Origin of the sequence: Helicobacter pylori (assembly GCF_011175115.1) — a bacterium.
Classification (GTDB): Bacteria; Campylobacterota; Campylobacteria; order Campylobacterales; family Helicobacteraceae; genus Helicobacter; species Helicobacter pylori_DF.
Map to the genome: position 1 here is coordinate 25,802 of NZ_SHOW01000007.1, position 19,557 is coordinate 45,358.

18 protein-coding genes and 1 pseudogene are annotated in these 19,557 nt (G+C 38.9%); 14 read left to right on the top strand and 5 right to left on the bottom strand.

The window, feature by feature from the left end; all coding sequences use genetic code 11:
• Positions 1 to 23: 23 nt before the first annotated feature.
• The 9 genes and pseudogenes from EXS92_RS06675 (at position 24) to cheW (ending at position 11,047) form a co-directional block, all read left to right on the top strand.
• The gene (locus EXS92_RS06675) at positions 24 to 1,682 is read left to right on the top strand and encodes a 30S ribosomal protein S1 (RefSeq protein ID WP_165515956.1); all 1,659 of its coding nucleotides are present in this window, start codon (positions 24 to 26) and stop codon (positions 1,680 to 1,682) included.
• A 28-nt stretch (positions 1,683 to 1,710) separates the two neighbouring features.
• Positions 1,711 to 2,244, top strand: coding sequence for a hypothetical protein (locus EXS92_RS06680; protein WP_127981732.1), 534 nt, complete (start codon positions 1,711 to 1,713; stop codon positions 2,242 to 2,244).
• A gap of 15 nt (positions 2,245 to 2,259) precedes the next feature.
• Entirely contained in the window at positions 2,260 to 3,834 is a 1,575-nt protein-coding gene (gene serA / locus EXS92_RS06685) for a phosphoglycerate dehydrogenase (RefSeq protein WP_000285083.1), read from the top strand.
• A gap of 9 nt (positions 3,835 to 3,843) precedes the next feature.
• Positions 3,844 to 5,743 (top strand): annotated as a pseudogene (locus EXS92_RS06690) (menaquinone biosynthesis decarboxylase).
• A complete protein-coding gene (locus EXS92_RS06695) occupies positions 5,718 to 6,386 on the top strand; it encodes a YggS family pyridoxal phosphate-dependent enzyme (protein ID WP_165515958.1) in 669 nt (222 codons plus the stop codon). Before EXS92_RS06690 ends, EXS92_RS06695 begins: the two are co-directional and overlap by 26 nt.
• Before the next feature lies 1 nt (position 6,387).
• Positions 6,388 to 7,146 carry a UDP-2,3-diacylglucosamine diphosphatase gene (locus tag EXS92_RS06700; protein WP_165515959.1) on the top strand — a complete coding sequence of 253 codons (759 nt, stop codon included), beginning with the start codon at positions 6,388 to 6,390 and terminating at the stop codon, positions 7,144 to 7,146.
• A 1-nt stretch (position 7,147) separates the two neighbouring features.
• Entirely contained in the window at positions 7,148 to 8,083 is a 936-nt protein-coding gene (gene cheV3 / locus EXS92_RS06705; RefSeq protein ID WP_165515960.1) for a chemotaxis protein CheV3, read from the top strand.
• A gap of 55 nt (positions 8,084 to 8,138) precedes the next feature.
• On the top strand, positions 8,139 to 10,553 hold the full coding sequence (cheAY2, locus tag EXS92_RS06710; RefSeq protein WP_165515961.1) for a chemotaxis histidine kinase/response regulator CheAY2: 2,415 nt from the start codon (positions 8,139 to 8,141) through the stop codon (positions 10,551 to 10,553).
• Positions 10,550 to 11,047, top strand: a complete 498-nt coding sequence (gene cheW / locus EXS92_RS06715) for a chemotaxis protein CheW (RefSeq protein WP_000070765.1) — start codon at positions 10,550 to 10,552, stop codon at positions 11,045 to 11,047. Before cheAY2 ends, cheW begins: the two co-directional genes overlap by 4 nt.
• 253 nt (positions 11,048 to 11,300) lie before the next feature.
• On the opposite strand, the gene tpx is transcribed toward cheW, so the two are convergent.
• Positions 11,301 to 11,801, bottom strand: coding sequence for a thiol peroxidase (gene tpx / locus EXS92_RS06720; protein ID WP_165508369.1), 501 nt, complete (start codon positions 11,799 to 11,801; stop codon positions 11,301 to 11,303).
• Between the two features lie 223 nt (positions 11,802 to 12,024).
• Here tpx and sodB point away from each other — a divergent pair, with 223 nt between their 5' ends.
• Positions 12,025 to 12,666 (top strand): superoxide dismutase [Fe], encoded by a 642-nt coding sequence (gene sodB / locus EXS92_RS06725; protein WP_000494623.1) that lies wholly within the window; start codon positions 12,025 to 12,027, stop codon positions 12,664 to 12,666.
• Positions 12,667 to 12,717: 51 nt separating this feature from the next.
• Complete coding sequence (cmoA, locus tag EXS92_RS06730; protein ID WP_120844041.1) at positions 12,718 to 13,437, top strand: carboxy-S-adenosyl-L-methionine synthase CmoA; 720 nt, start codon at positions 12,718 to 12,720, stop codon at positions 13,435 to 13,437.
• 27 nt (positions 13,438 to 13,464) lie between these two features.
• Here cmoA and EXS92_RS06735 read toward each other — a convergent pair whose 3' ends face one another.
• From EXS92_RS06735 to zapB, 3 genes are read right to left on the bottom strand one after another with little or no spacing between them, the layout of a single operon-like run.
• A complete protein-coding gene (locus EXS92_RS06735; RefSeq protein ID WP_165515962.1) occupies positions 13,465 to 15,324 on the bottom strand; it encodes a primosomal protein N' in 1,860 nt (619 codons plus the stop codon).
• Positions 15,309 to 15,545, bottom strand: coding sequence for a hypothetical protein (locus tag EXS92_RS06740; RefSeq protein ID WP_151090549.1), 237 nt, complete (start codon positions 15,543 to 15,545; stop codon positions 15,309 to 15,311). The genes EXS92_RS06735 and EXS92_RS06740 overlap by 16 nt, the downstream gene beginning before the upstream one ends.
• Before the next feature lie 12 nt (positions 15,546 to 15,557).
• Positions 15,558 to 15,785 (bottom strand): cell division protein ZapB, encoded by a 228-nt coding sequence (gene zapB / locus EXS92_RS06745; protein WP_001191194.1) that lies wholly within the window; start codon positions 15,783 to 15,785, stop codon positions 15,558 to 15,560.
• A 202-nt stretch (positions 15,786 to 15,987) separates the two neighbouring features.
• Here zapB and EXS92_RS06750 point away from each other — a divergent pair, with 202 nt between their 5' ends.
• Positions 15,988 to 16,734, top strand: coding sequence for an SPOR domain-containing protein (locus EXS92_RS06750; RefSeq protein WP_165515963.1), 747 nt, complete (start codon positions 15,988 to 15,990; stop codon positions 16,732 to 16,734).
• A gap of 2 nt (positions 16,735 to 16,736) precedes the next feature.
• Here EXS92_RS06750 and EXS92_RS06755 read toward each other — a convergent pair whose 3' ends face one another.
• Positions 16,737 to 17,261: a hypothetical protein gene (locus EXS92_RS06755; protein WP_165515964.1), complete on the bottom strand. Its 525-nt coding sequence runs from the start codon at positions 17,259 to 17,261 to the stop codon at positions 16,737 to 16,739.
• 180 nt (positions 17,262 to 17,441) lie between these two features.
• Here EXS92_RS06755 and EXS92_RS06760 point away from each other — a divergent pair, with 180 nt between their 5' ends.
• Both EXS92_RS06760 and EXS92_RS06765 read left to right on the top strand, forming a co-directional pair.
• Positions 17,442 to 18,665, top strand: a complete 1,224-nt coding sequence (locus EXS92_RS06760; protein WP_165515965.1) for a M48 family metallopeptidase — start codon at positions 17,442 to 17,444, stop codon at positions 18,663 to 18,665.
• Positions 18,662 to 19,492 (top strand): peptide chain release factor N(5)-glutamine methyltransferase, encoded by an 831-nt coding sequence (locus EXS92_RS06765; RefSeq protein ID WP_165515966.1) that lies wholly within the window; start codon positions 18,662 to 18,664, stop codon positions 19,490 to 19,492. The genes EXS92_RS06760 and EXS92_RS06765 overlap by 4 nt, the downstream gene beginning before the upstream one ends.
• The last annotated feature ends 65 nt before the right edge of the window (positions 19,493 to 19,557 follow it).

A 19,557-nucleotide genomic window follows, 5' to 3' on the forward strand; every position in this document is an offset into this window, starting at 1 on the left:
TTTATTTTATAGTAAGGCAGTCAATGAGCAAGATAGCAGATGATCAGTATTTTAATGACGAGGAGGAAGACTTCGCAAAACTCTTAGAAAAAGAAGAAACTCTAGAAAAAGGCACTATTAAAGAAGGGCTAATCGTTTCCATCAATGAGAATGATGGGTATGCCATGGTGAGCGTGGGCGGTAAGACAGAAGGCCGTTTGGCTTTGAATGAGATCACCGATGAAAAGGGGCAATTGATGTATCAAAAAAATGACCCCATTGTCGTGCATGTGTCCGAAAAAGGCGAGCACCCTAGCGTTTCTTACAAAAAGGCCATCTCCCAACAAAAGATTCAAGCTAAAATTGAAGAATTGGGCGAAAACTATGAAAACGCCATTATTGAGGGCAAGATTGTAGGTAAGAATAAAGGAGGCTATATCGTGGAGTCTCAAGGCGTGGAGTATTTCCTCTCCCGCTCGCACTCTTCTTTAAAGAATGACGCAAACCATATCGGCAAACGCATTAAAGCGTGCATCATTCGTGTGGATAAGGAAAACCATTCTATCAATATTTCTCGCAAACGGTTCTTTGAAGTCAATGACAAACGACAGCTTGAGATTTCTAAAGAATTGTTAGAAGCCACAGAGCCGGTGTTAGGGGTCGTGCGCCAGATCACCCCTTTTGGTATTTTTGTAGAAGTTAAGGGGATTGAGGGCTTGGTCCATTATTCTGAAATCAGCCATAAAGGACCAGTAAACCCTGAAAAATACTACAAAGAGGGCGATGAAGTCTATGTCAAAGCTATCGCTTATGATGAAGAAAAAAGACGCCTTTCACTCTCCATAAAAGCGACCATAGAAGACCCATGGGAAGAGATCCAAGACAAGCTAAAACCCGGATACGCCATTAAGGTGGTGGTGAGCAATATTGAACATTATGGGGTGTTTGTGGATATTGGTAATGATATTGAAGGCTTTTTGCATGTTTCTGAAATCTCTTGGGATAAAAATGTCAGCCACCCTAACCATTACTTGAGCGTGGGGCAAGAGATTGATGTGAAGATCATTGACATTGATCCTAAAAACCGCCGCTTAAGGGTTTCTTTAAAACAACTCACTAACAGGCCTTTTGATGTTTTTGAATCCAAACACCAAGTGGGGGATATTGTAGAGGGCAAAGTGGCGACTTTAACGGATTTTGGGGCGTTTTTGAATCTGGGTGGGGTGGATGGCTTGCTCCACAATCACGACGCTTTTTGGGATAAAGATAAAAAATGCAAAGACCACTATAAAATTGGCGATGTGATCAAAGTCAAAATCCTTAAAATCAACAAAAAAGATAAAAAGATTTCTTTGAGTGCGAAGCACTTGGTTACTTCCCCTACAGAAGAATTCGCTCAAAAGCATAAAACAGACAGCGTGATTCAAGGCAAAGTGGTGAGTATCAAGGATTTTGGCGTTTTCATTCATGCTGATGGCATTGATGTGCTGATCAAAAATGAAGATTTGAACCCCTTGAAAAAAGATGAAATCAAAATAGGGCAAGAAATCACTTGCGTGGTTGTTGCGATTGAAAAGTCTAACAACAAGGTGCGCGCTTCTGTGCACAGGTTAGAGCGCAAAAAAGAAAAAGAAGAATTGCAAGCCTTTAATACGAGCGATGATAAAATGACTTTAGGGGATATTCTTAAAGAAAAACTCTAAAGAGCGATTTTAAAAACATGAGAATGGCATGAGATTTAAGGGTGTTGTTGCTTTTATTTCCCTAGCTGTCGCTCTTGGCGTTTTAGCCTATTTGTTTTTAAGCGTTAAAAAAGAAATGCCCGCTACTTCTCATGCGATCTCTCAAACCAATGAAGGCCTCTCTCAAACAGATGCAAAAAGCCATGAAATCAACCTAGAAGAAAGCCCCAATAATCCTAATACCCCTAACGATGAAAAAGCCTCCCATAACGAAGAAGATCGCAATAACGCCCTTTCTCAAAATCTTGATGCTCAAGAATCTATCAATTACCCCGTTATAGAGCATCATTTTGAAATCCCTTTTGAAGAAAAAAAAAGGGAGTATTCAAAGCTTATCATTAAGGATTTAAAGGACTATCAATGGTGGTGTTTAAAAGAAATCCTTAAAAAAGAACAAATTGATTACGCTTACGATAGCACCAAAAACCAACCTAACCTCATCATCTATTTAGATGAAAATAAAAAAGAACGCTTTTTAGCTGATTTAGACTATTATAAAATACGCTATCATGCTGTTTTTTAAATTCAAAGGATAAAAATGTATCAAGTAGCCATTTGCGACCCCATCCATGCTAAAGGCATTCAAATCTTAGAAGCTCAAAAAGACATTGTCTTGCATGATTATTCCAAATGCCCCAAAAAGGAGCTTTTAGAAAAACTCACTCCTATGGATGCGCTCATCACTCGCAGCATGACCCCTATCACAAGCGATTTTTTAAAGCCCTTAACCCACTTAAAATCCATTGTGAGAGCGGGCGTGGGAGTGGATAATATTGATTTAGAAAGCTGCTCTCAAAAAGGGATTGTGGTGATGAATATCCCTACCGCTAACACGATTGCCGCTGTGGAATTGACCATGGCGCATTTGATCAATGCGGTGCGTTCATTCCCTTGCGCAAATGATCAAATCAAACACCAAAGGTTATGGAAAAGAGAAGATTGGTATGGCACGGAATTGAAAAATAAAAAGCTGGGCATCATTGGTTTTGGGAATATTGGCTCTAGGGTGGGCATTAGGGCTAAAGCTTTTGAAATGGAGGTTCTAGCCTATGATCCTTATATCCCTTCTTCAAAAGCCACTGATTTAGGGGTCATTTACACAAAAAATTTTGAAGACATTTTGCAATGCGATATGATCACTATCCACACCCCTAAAAACAAAGAAACCATTAACATGATAGGCGCTAAAGAGATTGAACGCATGAAAAAAGGGGTTATTTTGATCAATTGCGCTAGAGGGGGGCTTTATAATGAAGACGCTCTTTATGAAGCCTTAGAAACCAAAAAAGTGCGTTGGCTTGGCATTGATGTCTTTTCTAAAGAGCCTGGCATTCATAACAAACTTTTAGACTTGCCTAATGTGTATGCGACCCCCCATATTGGCGCGAACACTTTAGAGTCCCAAGAAGAAATTTCCAAACAAGCCGCTCAAGGGGTTATGGAATCTTTAAGGGGTTCAAGCCACCCGCATGCTCTAAATTTACCCATGCAAGCTTTTGATGCAAGCGCTAAAGCCTACTTGAATTTAGCGCAAAAACTGGGTTATTTTTCCAGTCAAATCCATAAGGGCGTGTGCCAAAAAATTGAACTCAGTCTTTGTGGGGAGATCAACCAATTCAAAGACGCCCTTGTCGCTTTTACGCTAGTAGGGGTGTTAAAACCCGTTGTAGGGGATAAGATCAATTACATTAACGCCCCCTTTGTGGCCAAAGAAAGAGGCATTGAAATCAAGGTTAGCCTTAAAGAAAGCGCTTCGCCCTATAAAAACATGCTCTCTTTAACTCTCAATGCGGCTAATGGCGCAATCAGCGTGAGCGGCACGGTGTTTGAAGAAGATATTTTAAAACTCACCGAGATTGATGGGTTTCATATTGATATAGAGCCAAAGGGTAAAATGCTTTTATTCAGGAATACGGATATTCCAGGCGTTATTGGGAGTGTGGGGAATGCGTTCGCTAGGCATGGGATTAACATCGCTGATTTTCGTTTGGGGCGCAACACGCAAAAAGAAGCCTTAGCGCTCATTATTGTAGATGAAGAAGTTTCTTTGGAAGTTTTAGAAGAGCTTAAAAACATTCCTGCATGCTTAAGCGTTCATTATGTGGTTATTTAAGGTAGTTGGATGCGAGATTTTTTAAAGCTTTTAAAAAAACATAATGAATTAGAAGTCATTGACACCCCCCTTGAAGTGGATTTAGAAATCGCTCATCTGGCGTATATAGAAGCGAAAAAGCCTGATGGAGGCAAAGCCCTTTTATTCACGCAACCCATAAGAAAAGAGCATGACCAGATCAAAACCTTTGGCATGCCTGTTTTGATGAACGCTTTTGGCTCTTTCAAACGCTTGGATCTTTTGTTAAAAACCCCTATAGAGGATTTACAACAACGCATGCAAGCGTTCTTGCACTTTAGTGCTCCTAAAAATTTCACTGAGGGTTTGAAAGCTTTAAAAGATTTATGGGATTTAAGACACGTTTTCCCTAAAAAAACCGCTCGCCCCAAAGATCTCATCACCAAGCAAGATAAAGAAGTCAATTTGTTGGATCTGCCCGTTTTAAAAACTTGGGAAAAAGATGGCGGGGCTTTTATCACTATGGGGCAAGTCTATACCCAAAGCCTAGATCATAAAAAAAAGAATTTAGGCATGTACCGCTTGCAAGTTTATGATAAAAACCATTTAGGCTTGCACTGGCAAATCCATAAAGACTCCCAACTCTTTTTCCATGAATACGCTAAGGCTAAAGTCAAAATGCCTGTCAGTATCGCTATTGGCGGGGATTTGCTCTACACATGGTGCGCGACAGCCCCCTTACCTTATGGGATTTATGAACTCATGCTCTATGGGTTTATGAGAGGAAAAAAAGCACGCGTAATGCCATGCTTGAGCAATCCTTTGAGCGTGCCAAGCGATTGCGATATTGTGATAGAAGGGTTTGTGGATTGCGAAAAGCTAGAGCTTGAAGGGCCTTTTGGGGATCACACTGGCTATTATACCCCCATTGAGCCTTACCCTGTTTTAGAAGTCAAAACCATTAGCTATAAAAAAGATTCCATTTACTTAGCCACTGTGGTGGGTAAGCCTCCTTTAGAAGATAAATACATGGGGTATTTGACTGAACGCTTGTTCTTGCCTTTACTTCAAATGAACGCCCCCAATCTCATAGATTATTACATGCCAGAAAATGGGGTGTTTCATAATTTGATTTTAGCTAAAATACACACGCGCTATAACGCTCATGCCAAACAAGTCATGCACGCTTTTTGGGGTGTGGGGCAGATGAGCTTTGTCAAACATGCAATTTTTGTCAATGAAGACGCTCCTAATCTAAGAGACACCAACGCTATCATTGAGTATATACTGGAAAATTTTTCTAAAGAAAACGCGCTCATCTCTCAAGGCGTATGCGACGCTTTAGATCATGCAAGCCCTGAATACGCTATGGGGGGGAAACTCGGTATTGATGCGACCTCTAAAAGCAATACCCCCCACCCCACGCTTTTAAACGATAACGCCCTACTAGCGCTTTTACAAGATAAAATGCAAAATATCGTTCTTTTGAAGCAATATTACCCGCACACTCGTAACCCCATTTGCGTCATTAGCGTGGAAAAGAAAGACAAAAGCGTCATTGAATTGGCTAAAAACTTGCTCGGTTTTGAAGAGCATTTACGCATTGTCATCTTTGTAGAGCATACCAGCAACGATTTGAACAACCCTTACATGCTGTTATGGCGCATCGTTAATAATATTGATGCGCAGCGTGATATTCTCACCTCTAAACATTGTTTTTTTATAGACGCTACCAATAAGGGCGTTATGGATAAACATTTTAGAGAATGGCCCACCGAAACCAATTGCTCCATGGAAGTCATAGAAAATTTGAAAAAGAAAGGGCTTTTAAAAGATTTTGAAACTTTAAATCAAAAATTCCATCTCACGCATTCTTTCAGCACGCACAAAGAAGATCTATAAAGAAGAAGCCATAAAGAAGGATTATGTTAGATTACCGCCAAAAGATTGATACTCTCATCACCAAAATAGAAAAGGCTCGCACCGCCTATTCAAGGCACCATATTGTCAAAATCGTGGCTGTTTCAAAAAACGCTTCCCCAGAAGCTATCCAACATTACTACAACTGCTCTCAAAGGGCTTTTGGAGAAAATAGAGTTCAAGATTTAAAGATTAAAATGCACTCTTTAGAGCATTTACCCCTTGAATGGCACATGATAGGCTCTTTACAAGAAAATAAAATCAATGCGCTTTTGAATTTAAAACCCGCCCTTTTGCATTCTTTAGACTCTTTAAAACTCGCTTTGAAAATAGAAAAGCGTTGCGAAATATTGGGCGTCAATTTAAACGCTCTTTTACAGGTTAATAGCGCGTATGAGAAAAGTAAGAGCGGGGTGGTGCCTGAAGAAGCGCTAGAAATTTATTCTCAAATCAGTGAAACTTGCAAGTGCCTCAAGCTTAAGGGGCTTATGTGTATAGGGGCACACACCGATGATGAAAAGGAAATTGAAAAATCCTTTATCACCACCAAAAAGCTTTTTGACCAAATAAAGAATGCGAGCGTTCTTTCAATGGGCATGAGTGATGATTTTGAATTAGCGATTGCTTGCGGGGCGAATCTTTTAAGGATTGGCTCTTTTTTGTTCAAAGAGTAAGATGCTAGAAACTTATGCGCTTAAAAATGGGGCTGTTTTTATCTCTGATGCGCATTTTTTGCCTAAAAGCCCTCATTTAATCCATACGCTTCAAGAACTTTTAAGCGCCAAACCCCCACAAGTCTTTTTCATGGGCGATATTTTCCATGTGCTTGTGGGCTATTTACCCCTAGATAGAGAGCAGCAAAAAATCATTGATTTAATCCATGCGTTAAGCGAAATTTCACAAGTCTTTTATTTTGAAGGCAACCATGATTTTTCCATGCGTTTTGTATTCGATTCCAAAGTAATGGTTTTTGAGCGCCAAAACCAGCCCGTATTATTCCAATACGATAACAAACGCTTTTTACTAGCCCATGGGGATTTATTCATTACTAAAGCGTATGAATTTTACATCACGCAGCTCACTTCCACTTGGGCTAGATTTTTTTTAACTTTTTTAAATTTATTAAGTTTTAAAACCTTATACCCTTTTTTGAAAAAACGCATCTATCAAAAACCCATCCGTCTTTGGGAATTAGAGCCAAAAGAATTAAAAGCCTTTATTGAAAAGCGCCTAAAAGCCTATCAAAACTACATTAAAGATCTTAACATTGATAGCATTGACGGCATTATAGAGGGGCATTTTCACCTCAAAAGCAACGCAAAAATCCCCTTAAGCGCGCCTATTTACTGCCCACTGCCTTCCTTTTATTACGAACAAAGCCTTTTTAAGGTATCATCAAGCGTTTTAGAACCATCTCAAAATAAGGACGCCTAACATGGCAGAAAAAACAGCTAACGATTTAAAACTAAGCGAGATAGAACTCGTGGATTTTCGTATTTATGGCATGCAAGAGGGCGTCCCTTATGAGGGGATTTATGGCATCAATGTGGCTAAAGTCCAAGAAATCATCCCCATGCCTACCCTTTTTGAATACCCCACTAATCTGGATTACATTATCGGCGTGTTTGATTTGCGCTCCACGATCATTCCGCTTATAGACTTGGCCAAATGGATAGGGATTGTCCCGGATAAAAGCAAGGAAAATGAAAGAATCGTCATCATCACTGAATTTAACAACGTTAAAATGGGCTTTTTGGTCCATTCCGCTAGGCGTATCAGGCACATTAGCTGGAAAGATGTGGAGCCTGCATCCTTTAGCGCCTCTAATAGCATCAATAAAGAAAATATCACCGGCACGACACGCATTGAAAACGACAAAACCCTGCTTATTTTGGATTTAGAAAGCATTTTAGACGATTTAAAACTTAATGAAGACGCTAAAAACACCAAAGACACCCCTAAAGAGCGTTTTGAAGGCGAAGTGTTATTTTTAGACGATAGCAGAACGGCGAGGAAAACCTTAAAAAACCATTTGAGCAAATTGGGTTTTAGCATCACGGAAGCTGTGGATGGGGAAGACGGGTTGAACAAATTAGAAATGTTATTCAAAAAATACGGGGACGATTTGAGGAAACATTTGAAATTCATTATTTCAGATGTTGAAATGCCTAAAATGGATGGCTATCATTTCTTATTCAAGCTCCAAAAAGACCCCAGGTTCGCTTATATTCCTGTGATTTTTAATTCTTCTATTTGCGATAATTATAGTGCTGAAAGGGCTAAAGAAATGGGGGCTGTAGCGTATTTAGTCAAGTTTGACGCAGAAAAATTCACCGAAGAAATTTCTAAGATTTTAGACAAGAATGCATAATTCTTTTTATAAAATTGTAAAATACTCTTATCTCAAACGCTAAAAAGGGTTTTAAATGGATGATTTGCAAGAAATAATGGAAGACTTTTTGATTGAAGCCTTTGAAATGAACGAGCAGTTGGATCAGGATTTAGTGGAATTAGAGCATAACCCTGAAGATTTGGACTTGCTCAATCGCATTTTTAGAGTCGCTCACACCATTAAAGGCTCTAGCTCATTTTTGAATCTTAATATCCTTACGCACCTCACGCACAACATGGAAGATGTCTTAAATCGCGCCAGAAAGGGCGAAATTAAAATCACGCCGGATATTATGGATGTCGTGTTGCGCTCCATTGATTTGATGAAAACCTTGCTCGTAACGATTAGAGACACCGGATCGGATACCAATAACGGCAAGGAAAACGAGATTGAAGAAGCGGTCAAACAGCTTCAAGCCATTACGAGTCAAAATTTAGAGAGTGCTAAAGAAACTTCAGGGACTAAAGAAACCCCCCAAAAAGAAAATAAAGAAGAAGCAAAAGAAGAAAATAAAGAAAACAAGGCAAAAGCCCCTACTGCAGAAAACACCGCAAGCGATAACCCGCTAGCCGATGAGCCGGATTTGGATTATGCTAACATGAGCGCTGAAGAAGTGGAAGCGGAAATTGAACGCCTGCTTAACAAACGCCAAGAGGCCGATAAAGAACGAAGAGCCCAAAAAAAACAAGAAGCCAAACAAGAAGTTACCCCAACAAAAGAACCCCCCAAAACAGAAACCCCCAAAGCCCCTAAAACCGAAACTAAAGCTAAGGCTAAAGCCGATACCGAAGAAAATAAAGCCCCTTCTATTGGCGTGGAGCAAACCGTTAGGGTGGATGTGCGCCGCTTGGATCACTTGATGAATCTAATCGGCGAACTTGTGTTAGGGAAGAATCGCTTGATTAGAATTTATGGCGATGTGGAAGAACGCTATGATGGGGAAAAGTTTTTAGAGGAATTAAACCAGGTGGTTTCTTCTATTTCAGCGGTAACGACAGACTTGCAGCTTGCGGTGATGAAAACCCGGATGCAACCAGTGGGCAAAGTGTTCAATAAATTCCCTCGCATGGTGAGGGATTTGAGCCGGGAATTAGGCAAAAGCATTGAATTGATTATTGAGGGCGAAGAAACCGAGCTTGATAAATCCATTGTAGAAGAGATTGGCGATCCACTCATCCACATTATCCGCAACTCATGCGATCATGGGATTGAGCCTTTAGAAGAAAGACGAAGGCTTAACAAGCCTGAAACCGGTAAGGTGCAATTGAGCGCGTATAATGAGGGCAATCACATTGTGATCAAAATCTCTGATGATGGCAAGGGGTTAGACCCTGTGATGCTTAAAGAAAAAGCGATTGAAAAAGGGGTGATTAGCGAAAGAGACGCTGAAGGCATGAGCGATAGGGAAGCGTTTAACCTCATTTTCAAGCCAGGCTTTTCTACCGCAAAAGTCGTTTCCAATGTTTCAGGCAGAGGCGTGGGCATGGATGTGGTGAAAACCAATATTGAAAAGCTTAATGGGATCATTGAAATCGATTCAGAAGTGGGGGTAGGCACGACTCAAAAGCTTAAAATCCCTCTCACTTTAGCTATCATTCAAGCTTTACTCGTGGGCGTTCAAGAAGAATATTACGCTATCCCGCTTTCTTCAGTTTTAGAAACCGTGCGCATCAGCCAGGATGAAATTTACACCGTTGATGGCAAGAGCGTGTTGCGTTTGAGAGATGAGGTGCTTTCTTTGGTACGCCTTTCTGATATTTTTAAAGTGGATGCTATTTTAGAATCCAACTCTGATGTGTATGTGGTCATCATTGGCTTGGCTGATCAAAAAATTGGCGTGATTGTGGATTATTTGATCGGTCAAGAAGAAGTGGTCATTAAATCTTTAGGTTACTATCTTAAAAACACTAGAGGCATTGCTGGCGCTACGGTGAGAGGCGATGGGAAAATCACCCTTATTGTAGATGTGGGGGCGATGATGGATATGGCAAAAAGCATCAAGGTCAATATCACTACCTTAATGAACGAATCCGAAAACACGAAGAGCAAAAATTCCCCTAGCGATTATATTGTCTTAGCGATTGATGACAGCAGCACGGATAGAGCGATTATCCGCAAATGTTTAAAACCATTAGGCATCACGCTTTTAGAGGCCACTAATGGGTTAGAGGGCTTAGAAATGCTTAAAAATGGCGATAAGATTCCGGACGCTATTTTAGTGGATATTGAAATGCCTAAAATGGATGGTTACACTTTCGCCTCTGAAGTGCGTAAATACAATAAATTCAAAAACTTGCCCTTGATCGCCGTTACCAGTCGGGTGACTAAAACGGACAGAATGCGTGGCGTTGAATCCGGCATGACTGAATACATCACCAAACCTTATAGCGGTGAATATTTAACCACCGTAGTGAAGCGCAGTATTAAATTAGAAGGAGGCGAATCGTGAGCAATCAATTAAAAGATTTATTTGAAAGACAAAAAGAAGCTAGTGCAGGCTCTAAACCAGAAGACAATGAAGAAATTTTGCAATTCATCGGCTTTATCATTGGCGATGAAGAATACGCCATTCCTATTTTGAACATTTTAGAAATCGTCAAACCCATTGGTTACACACGAGTCCCTGAGACCCCAAACTATGTGCTTGGCGTGTTCAATTTAAGGGGTAATGTCTTCCCATTGATTAGCTTGCGTTTAAAATTTGGCTTGAAAGCTGAAAAACAAAACAAAGACACTCGTTATTTGGTGGTGCGCCATAACGATCAGATCGCTGGGTTTTTCATTGATCGCTTAACTGAAGCCATTCGCATCAAGCAAACGGATATTGACCCAGTGCCAGAGACTTTGAGCGATAATAATAATTTAACTTATGGCATTGGGAAACAAAACGACAGACTCGTAACCATTTTAAGAGTGGAAGAAATCTTAAAAAAAGACTTTTAAAACCTTTTCTATCAAACCCTTATGGGTTTTGAGAAAGACCTACCCCATTAAAAGCTTGATTAAAATCAAGCGGTAGTGTTTGATTGAAAATAGAGTCTTTTTCAATCTTTTCTTTTAAAAATAGCGTGAAAATTTTTTAAGTGGATTAAAGAGAACTTCTCATTTTTTAGTTTTTATCGCCAACGCTTTTTAACAAGTGGGGCTTTTTGCATTGAGATTCACTAAATTGTAGCCCCCTCCTTTTAAGGATTTCCTATTTCAACGCTTTTAAAAGCGCTTCATAATTGGGCTCTTCTAAAATGTTTTGAACGATTTCTTTATAGATAACCACTCCCTTATCATCAAGAACAAACACCGATCGAGCGAGTAAGCCTTGAAAAGAGCCTTTGCCCAACAGCACGCCGTAATTTTCCCCAAAAGCCTTATACCTAAAATCGCTTAAGATTCTTAAGTCCTTAATGCCTTCAGCACCACAAATTTGCCCTTGAGAAAAAGGCAAGTCCATAGAAATAACGCTAAAACTCACAGAAGGCAGTTTGCCGGCTTGCTCATTGAAGTGCTTGGCTTGGAGCAAGCAAACCGATCCGGTTAAGCTAGGGAGCGAGCTAATGACTTGAAAACGCACGCCTGGCTTCAATAAACTGACTTCTTGCAAATCGCCATTCACCAATTTCACATCAGGGGCTTTATCGCCCACTTTTAAGGTTTTCCCTTCTAATTGGTATGTTTCTTCTTTAAAAGTAACTTTTTGCATGGTTAAATCCTTTCTAATGAATTGCTATATTGCGTTAGAATAATAGTCAATTAAGATTAACTTTTAAAAAATTTAAAAAGAATTTGTTTAAAAAGTTGTTTTCATTTTAAAAAACCCCTTAAAATCTACAAAATTTGCATAACGATTTAATTTTTAAGAAAAGATTTACCAAAAAGTGTTAAAAAATGATTACAATAGTCCCACCTAATCACAAGGAGAAAACATGTTTACATTACGAGAATTGCCTTTTGCTAAAGACAGCATGGGGGATTTTTTAAGCCCTGTAGCGTTTGATTTCCACCATGGGAAACACCATCAAACTTATGTGAATAATTTGAACAATCTCATCAAAGGTACGGATTTTGAGAAAAGTTCTTTGTTCGCTATTTTGACGAAGTCTAGCGGAGGCGTGTTTAATAACGCCGCTCAAATTTATAACCACGATTTTTATTGGGATTGCCTAAGCCCCAAAGCGACTGCTTTAAGCGATGAGTTAAAAGGGGCTTTAGAAAAAGATTTCGGATCGTTGGAAAAATTTAAAGAAGACTTCATTAAGAGCGCGACCACTTTGTTTGGCTCTGGTTGGAATTGGGCAGCGTATAATTTAGACACTCAAAAAATTGAAATCATTCAAACGAGCAACGCTCAAACCCCGGTTACGGATAAAAAAGTGCCGCTTTTAGTGGTGGATGTGTGGGAGCATGCTTATTATATTGACCACAAAAACGCGCGCCCTGTGTATTTGGAAAAATTCTATGGGCATATCAATTGGCATTTCGTTTCTCAATGCTATGAGTGGGCGAAAAAAGAAGGCTTAGGCTCAGTGGATTATTACATCAATGAGTTGGTGCATAAAAAAGCTTAAGCGTTACGGCTATTGTGGTTTAAAGATTTTTAAACCACGCTTCTTTTTTGAATGAAAGACACTCTGTTTAATCAATCCCTAAACAAACGCTTTTGCTTTGATGAGAAAGTCGCCCATGTTTTTGATGACATGCTGGAGCGCTCCATCCCCTATTATTATGAAATGTTGGATTTGGGGGCGTATTTTATCGCTCAAAACTTAAAAGAAAATCTCAATCCTAATCCCTTGATTTATGATTTGGGCTGTTCTACCGGGAACTTTTTTATCGCGCTTAACCGGCAAATCCAACAAGAGATTGAGCTTGTAGGGATTGACAATTCCATGCCCATGCTTAAAAAAGCGCAAGAAAAATTAAAAGATTTTAACAATGCCCGTTTTGAATGCATGGATTTTTTAGAGGTTGAGTTTAAAGAAGCGAGCGCGTTTTCATTGCTTTTTGTGTTGCAATTTGTCCGCCCCATGCAAAGAGAGGTGTTGCTCAAAAAGATTTATAACAGCCTTGCGTTGAATGGGGTTTTATTGGTGGGCGAAAAGATCATGAGCGAAGATCGGATATTAGACAAGCAAATGATAGAGCTATACTACCTTTATAAACAAAATCAAGGCTACAGCCACAATGAAATCGCTTTCAAAAGGGAAGCGTTAGAAAATGTGCTTGTGCCTTATAGTTTAAAAGAAAATATCGCTCTTTTAGAAAGCGTGGGGTTTAAGCATGTGGAAGCGCTGTTTAAATGGGTGAATTTCACGCTGTTGATCGCCAGAAAAACATGAGTTTTTTGAAATAATATACAAAGTTTTTTAAAAAATATCCACAGGATCCATGTTCACGCTGCAAGGGATACTAGGGGCGGTTTTTAAAAACGCATGCACGCTTTTGATTAGGCTTAAAGGGTTTTTAGAACGCAATAAAATCAGGTAGCGGTAAGAAGAGGCGATTTTTTCAATGGGGGCTTTAAAGCTAGAGAGCGTTACGCCCTTTTCTAAACACAAAGAAAGGGTTTGGGAGGCTTTTAAGCTCAATTGTTGGGCTTTTTCTTCGTTTTTATGCTTAAACTCCAACAAACACAGCCTTGAAAAAGGCGGATAAAGTTCGCACCTTTCTTGCAATTCGTATTGTAAAAAATCTTCATAATCTTCTAAGAAATTTTCTAATAGATCCGTTTCGGTGCTTTGAATGAACACTTGGCCAGAAATTTGCCTAGCACTCCTCCCAGCGATTTGATAAAGTAACGACACGCCTTCTTCTAAAGCCCTGTAACTATTAGATTTAATGATATTATCTATGCCTAAAACAACCGCCAAACTCACTTTGGCGTAATCATGCCCTTTGCTTATCATTTGAGTGCCGATTAAGATATTCGTTTTTTGAGCGTTGAAATCGTTTAAAATATTGTGGAGTTTTTTTGGCGTGCTGGTGTGATCTTTATCTAAAATCGCTATTTTAGCCCCCTCTAAAAGGCTCTCTAATTCCTTTAGCACTTGCATGGTGCCTATCCTTTTACCCACTAAAACTTCGCTTTGACACGTGTTGCAAATTTTAGGGATAGGGCTTGAAAAATGGCAATAATGGCACATGAGTTTGTTGGTTTTTAAATGCAAACTCATATTCACGCTGCAAAAAGGGCATTGAACGCTTTTGTAGCAATTTTGGCACAGCAAGGTTTTGAAATTAGCCCTTGTAGGCACAAAAATAATGGCTTGCTCGTTTTTGTCTATCACTTGTTGCAGCGTTTCTAGGAGTTTGGGCGTGATAAAACGCTCCGTTTTTTCAAAAATAATGTTTTTTTGCGTGGGGGTGTAGCGTCCCTTTAAGCGCACTAAAGCCTTATCTTTGAAGCGTTTGTAACTATTCAAACTTGGCGTAGCAGAGCCTAAGATCACTTGAATAGGGAATTTATGGGATAAATACAAGCATAAATCCCTAGCGTTATACATAGGGCTTTGATGGGATTTATAAGAAAAGTCATGCTCTTCATCTACAACGATTAAACCCAACTCCTTAAGGGGTAAAAACAACGCACTTCGTGTGCCTACAACTAATTTGATTTCTTGCGAATAAAGCTTTTCTAAAAATTGTTTTTTTTGATTTTGAGAGAGTTTGCTATGCCACAAGCCTAAATTTTCTTTAAAGACCCTTTTAAGGCGTTGTTGCATTTGAGGGGTGAGGGCGATTTCTGGCACTAACAACAAAGCGCTTTTTTTTTGCTCTAAAGCCTGAGCGATTGCATGCATATAGATCTCGGTTTTCCCGCTACCCGTATCGCCAAAAAGCAAGCTTGCTGAATGCTTTTGCAATTCTTTTAAGGCGTTGGTTTGCGTTTGGCTTAAAACATTGAGGGTAGGCTCAATTTTTTCTAATCCCACTAAATCGCATTCTTTAAAAGGGGTGAAAAGGCTTAAGACTGAAGAAAGATTAGCCGAGTAATATTGGGCGATAAAAATAGCGAGCTCTATTTGAAAGGGGAGTAAAAAATAAGGGGTTTTTTCTAACCCTAGGCATTCAAAAGAGGGTTTTGAAACTTCTTCAAGAACGACGCCCAAAAGCGTTTTATTCCTTAAGGGGATATTGACTAACGCTCCTTTTTTATGTCGCTCTTTAGAAAAGTAAGTTAAAGGGGGGGTTTTATTTTTTAAAGGAGCGATCAAGTAATAGAACATGATGAGATTTTTTCTAAAAGCTTTTGGAGTTCATTGTGCAAATACTCGTTCTGGCAACTTTCATGCAAATAGTCCTTTAAAAGCTCTAAGGCGTTTAATTCTTGGTTATGGAAACGCTCCTTTAGGGTGCGTTTCATCTCATCGCTAAAGGTGTTATTGAGAAAGATTTTATAGCGTTTGCCTAAATAAGTGATTTCTAAGCTATCGTTTTCTAAAGACATGTTTTTAATGGTTTATGACAATAAATCAGAGATTTTGTCATAAAGACCTTGAATGCCCTTATCTTTAGCGCTCAATTCATCGTATAAAATAGCGATTTGAATGTCTTTTTCTTCATTTTGTGCATTCAAGGTGGTGTTTGCTTGGCGTAAAGCGTTCAACTCTTCTTCTTGTTTTTGGATTTTTTCAATCAATTCATCAATTTTAGCGCCCAATTGGTTTAATAAACTTAAAGATTGCATAGTAAGCCTTTCATGGTTTTTAAAAGTTATTATATCAAAGCTATTGAATTATCGCAAAATACCCCTATCCCCTTAAGGTAATGGCTTTTAGCATAAAATAAAGTAACTAAAACCCCATGTTTTAAACCATTCTTATGGCGGTATTTGGTATTTTTGATTACCATAAAGTAACAAGATAGAAAGCTTGACATGGGAGTGGTAAATGCAAAAAAGTATATTAAAAATGACTCTGTTGTTGGTTTTCCTCTTTTTAAGAAACGCTGTTGGTTTAGAGGATAAAAAAGCCGATCCTAAAAGCGTTCAAAATACGCCCAAAAATTTACCCCCTATCCAATTAAGGCTTGACCAAGCCCATGAAGATCTGATTAAAATGTTAGACAATATGGGAAAAAGCACGCAGTATGAATTCCCTAAGATCAAAGAAATCCTAGAGCAAAGCGAAGAAGAATGGCTCAAAGTCGCCCATGAAGAATGCGTGGCGTTGGTCATGCTAATAAGCCCTAAGGCTTCTATTGAAAATAGCCCGATTTATAAGAATTGCTATGAAGCTTATGTGAAGCAAAGAATCCATGATTTATATGATTTTTATATAGAGAGCAAAAAGGTGAAAAGAAAAATCAAGAAAGCCCATAAGCAAGAGGTTGCTATTAAGCAATCCCAGCCCTTAAAAAAAGAACCGCCTAAAAGCGAGAATAAAAAGAGCTTAGTAAAACCTAGCTTAAAAGATGCGAGTGTCCCTAAAGGGTATTACTTGCAAATTGGGGCTTTTTTGAACGCGCCCAGTAAGGATTTTTTGCAAACGCTCAAAACTTTCCCTTACCAAATAAAGAAAAAAGACTCCCTCACGCATTATTTGATTGGCCCTTATAAAACGAAAGAAGAAGCCCTAAAACAGCTTGAAAATGCAACTAAAAGCTTTAAAAATAAGCCTGTGTTGGTGGAAAAATAGTTTTATTGGACTTTATAAAGCCACACGGCTATTAGCGCGACAAACAAACTCACGCCCAAAAACGCATAGCCTATCATTTTATAAAGGGGGATAAAATTTTTTTGAATTTCTTCTTCTGCAATAATGATTTTAGAAACCCCTAAGCGGTTAGTTGGGGCGCTGTCTGTGAGATAAAAGCCCTGTTTTTTAAGTGCAAAATAAGGGGTTTTGATCAAAGCGTCATTTTTAAAAGAGGCCACAAACGCCCCGATATTAGAAAACTTGACTTTGTTATCCGCGTCTAATAAGACAAAGGGGGTGTTTTTGAATCGTTCTTCTAAGATTTTTAAAGGCTCTAAAGAAGAGACATTATTTAATTCTAAAAGGCTTTTAGCGATCGCATCAGCGGTGTATTGCATGCGTATTTGGGTGTTTTCTAATAGGTTATTTTTCGCATAAAAGAAAAATAACGCTAACAAAACCCCCACTAAAAGCAAGGTAGAAAGGGTATAAACGATTAAAAAACGCTTTTTAAAAGAATAGGGCATGACAGACCTTTTTATTGATAGCGGGTTGGATAACACGGCTTTTTTATGATTGGATTAAAAACGCTCAAAAACAGCCTCTTTTTTCTACCATATTTATTTAATTTTATGGTAAATTTTTGAAAAATTGTTATAATTCCTACACTTTTATTGGTAAATTTAATGGAGAAAGGAGTTTAGAACATGCTTGACATATGGATAGATATGATAATTTGTATTTTTTATTTGCTCTTTTTTACGACTCCTTACATTGTAGGCGATATTTTGCAATTGAAATTTATCCGTCAAAAGCTCTGCGAGAAGCCTGTTTTACTCCCACAAAAGGATTATGAAGAAGCGGGAAATTATGCCATTAGGAAAATGCAATTATCCATTATTTCTCAAATTTTAGACGGGATAATCTTTGCTGGTTGGGTCTTTTTTGGTTTGACGCATTTAGAAGATCTCACGCATTATTTAAACCTTTCTGAAACGCTAGGTTACTTGGTGTTTGCCTTGTTGTTTTTAGCGATTCAAAGCGTTTTATCCTTACCCATTAGCTACTACACCACCATGCATTTGGATAAGGAATTTGGCTTTTCTAAGGTGAGCTTGTCGTTGTTTTTTAAGGATTTTTTCAAAGGGTTATTGCTCACTTTGAGCGTGGGATTGTTGTTGATTTACACTCTTATTATGATCATTGAACATGTGGAACATTGGGAGATTAGCTCGTTTTTTGTCGTGTTTGTTTTTATGATCTTGGCTAATCTTTTTTACCCTAAAATCGCCCAGCTTTTCAACCAATTCACCCCCTTGAATAATAGGGATTTGGAGAGTCAAATTGAGAGCATGATGGATAAGGTGGGTTTTAAATCCGAAGGCATCTTTGTGATGGACGCTAGCAAGAGGAACGGGCGTTTGAATGCGTATTTTGGGGGCTTGGGTAAAAACAAGCGGGTGGTGTTGTTTGACACTTTAATCTCTAAAGTTGGGACAGAAGGGCTTTTAGCCATTTTAGGGCATGAATTAGGGCATTTTAAAAATAAGGATTTACTGAAAAGTTTAGGGATTATGGGAGGGTTGCTCGCTCTTGTTTTTGCTTTGATCGCTCATTTGCCACCGATCGTTTTTGAAGGCTTTAATGTTTCACAAACGCCAGCGAGTTTGATTGCGATTTTACTCTTGTTTTTGCCGGTATTTTCTTTTTACGCTATGCCTTTGATCGGGTTTTTTAGCCGAAAGAATGAATACAATGCGGACAAATTTGGAGCGAGTTTAAGCTCCAAAGAGGTTTTAGCCAAAGCGTTAGTGTCTATTGTGAGCGAAAATAAAGCGTTCCCCCATTCGCACCCTTTTTATGTTTTCTTGCATTTCACGCACCCGCCCTTATTAGAGCGCTTGAAAGCTTTGGATTATGAAATTGAATGACCCTTTCACAAGCCCTAAACAAAGCCAAAAAAGGATTGTCGCAAAAAGGTTTTAGGGGGGGATTAGAGTCTGAAATTTTATTAGGCTTTGTCTTGCAAAAAGAAAGGGTTTTTTTGCACACGCATGCTTATTTAGAGTTAAACCACGAAGAAGAGGCATGCTTTTTTGAATTGGTAGAAAAGCGTTTGAATGACTGCCCCATAGAGTATTTATTAGAAAGCTGTGATTTTTATGGGCGCTCTTTTTTTGTGAATGAGCATGTTTTAATCCCACGGCCTGAAACGGAGATTTTAGTCAAAAAAGCCCTTGATGTTATTTCTCAATACCATTTAAAAGAGATAGGCGAAATAGGCATAGGGAGCGCTTGCGTGTCTGTCAGTTTGGCTTTAGAAAACCCCAAAATTTCCATTCATGCGAGCGATATTTCATTAAAAGCTTTAGAAGTGGCGTCCAAAAATATTGAACGCTTTAATTTAAAAGAGCGTGTTTTCTTAAAAAAAACGCATCTTTGGGATCGCATGCCAACGATACAAATGCTTGTCTCTAACCCGCCCTATATCGCTAGAGGTTATCCTTTGGAAAAATCCGTTCTCAAAGAACCGCATGAAGCCCTTTTTGGGGGGGTTAAAGGCGATGAAATCTTAAAAGAAATCATCTTTTTAGCCGCTGCATTAAAAATCCCTTTTTTGGCTTGTGAAATGGGGCATGATCAGTTAAAAAGCCTGAAAGAATGCTTGGAATTTTGCGGTTATGATGCAGAGTTTTACAAGGATTTGAGCGGCTTTGATAGAGGGTTTATAGGCGTTTTAAAAAGTTTTTTAAGATAAAGTTAAAATTTAATTACCCTTTTAATGTTACAATAAAAACACTTAAAACAATAAAGGATGCCGCT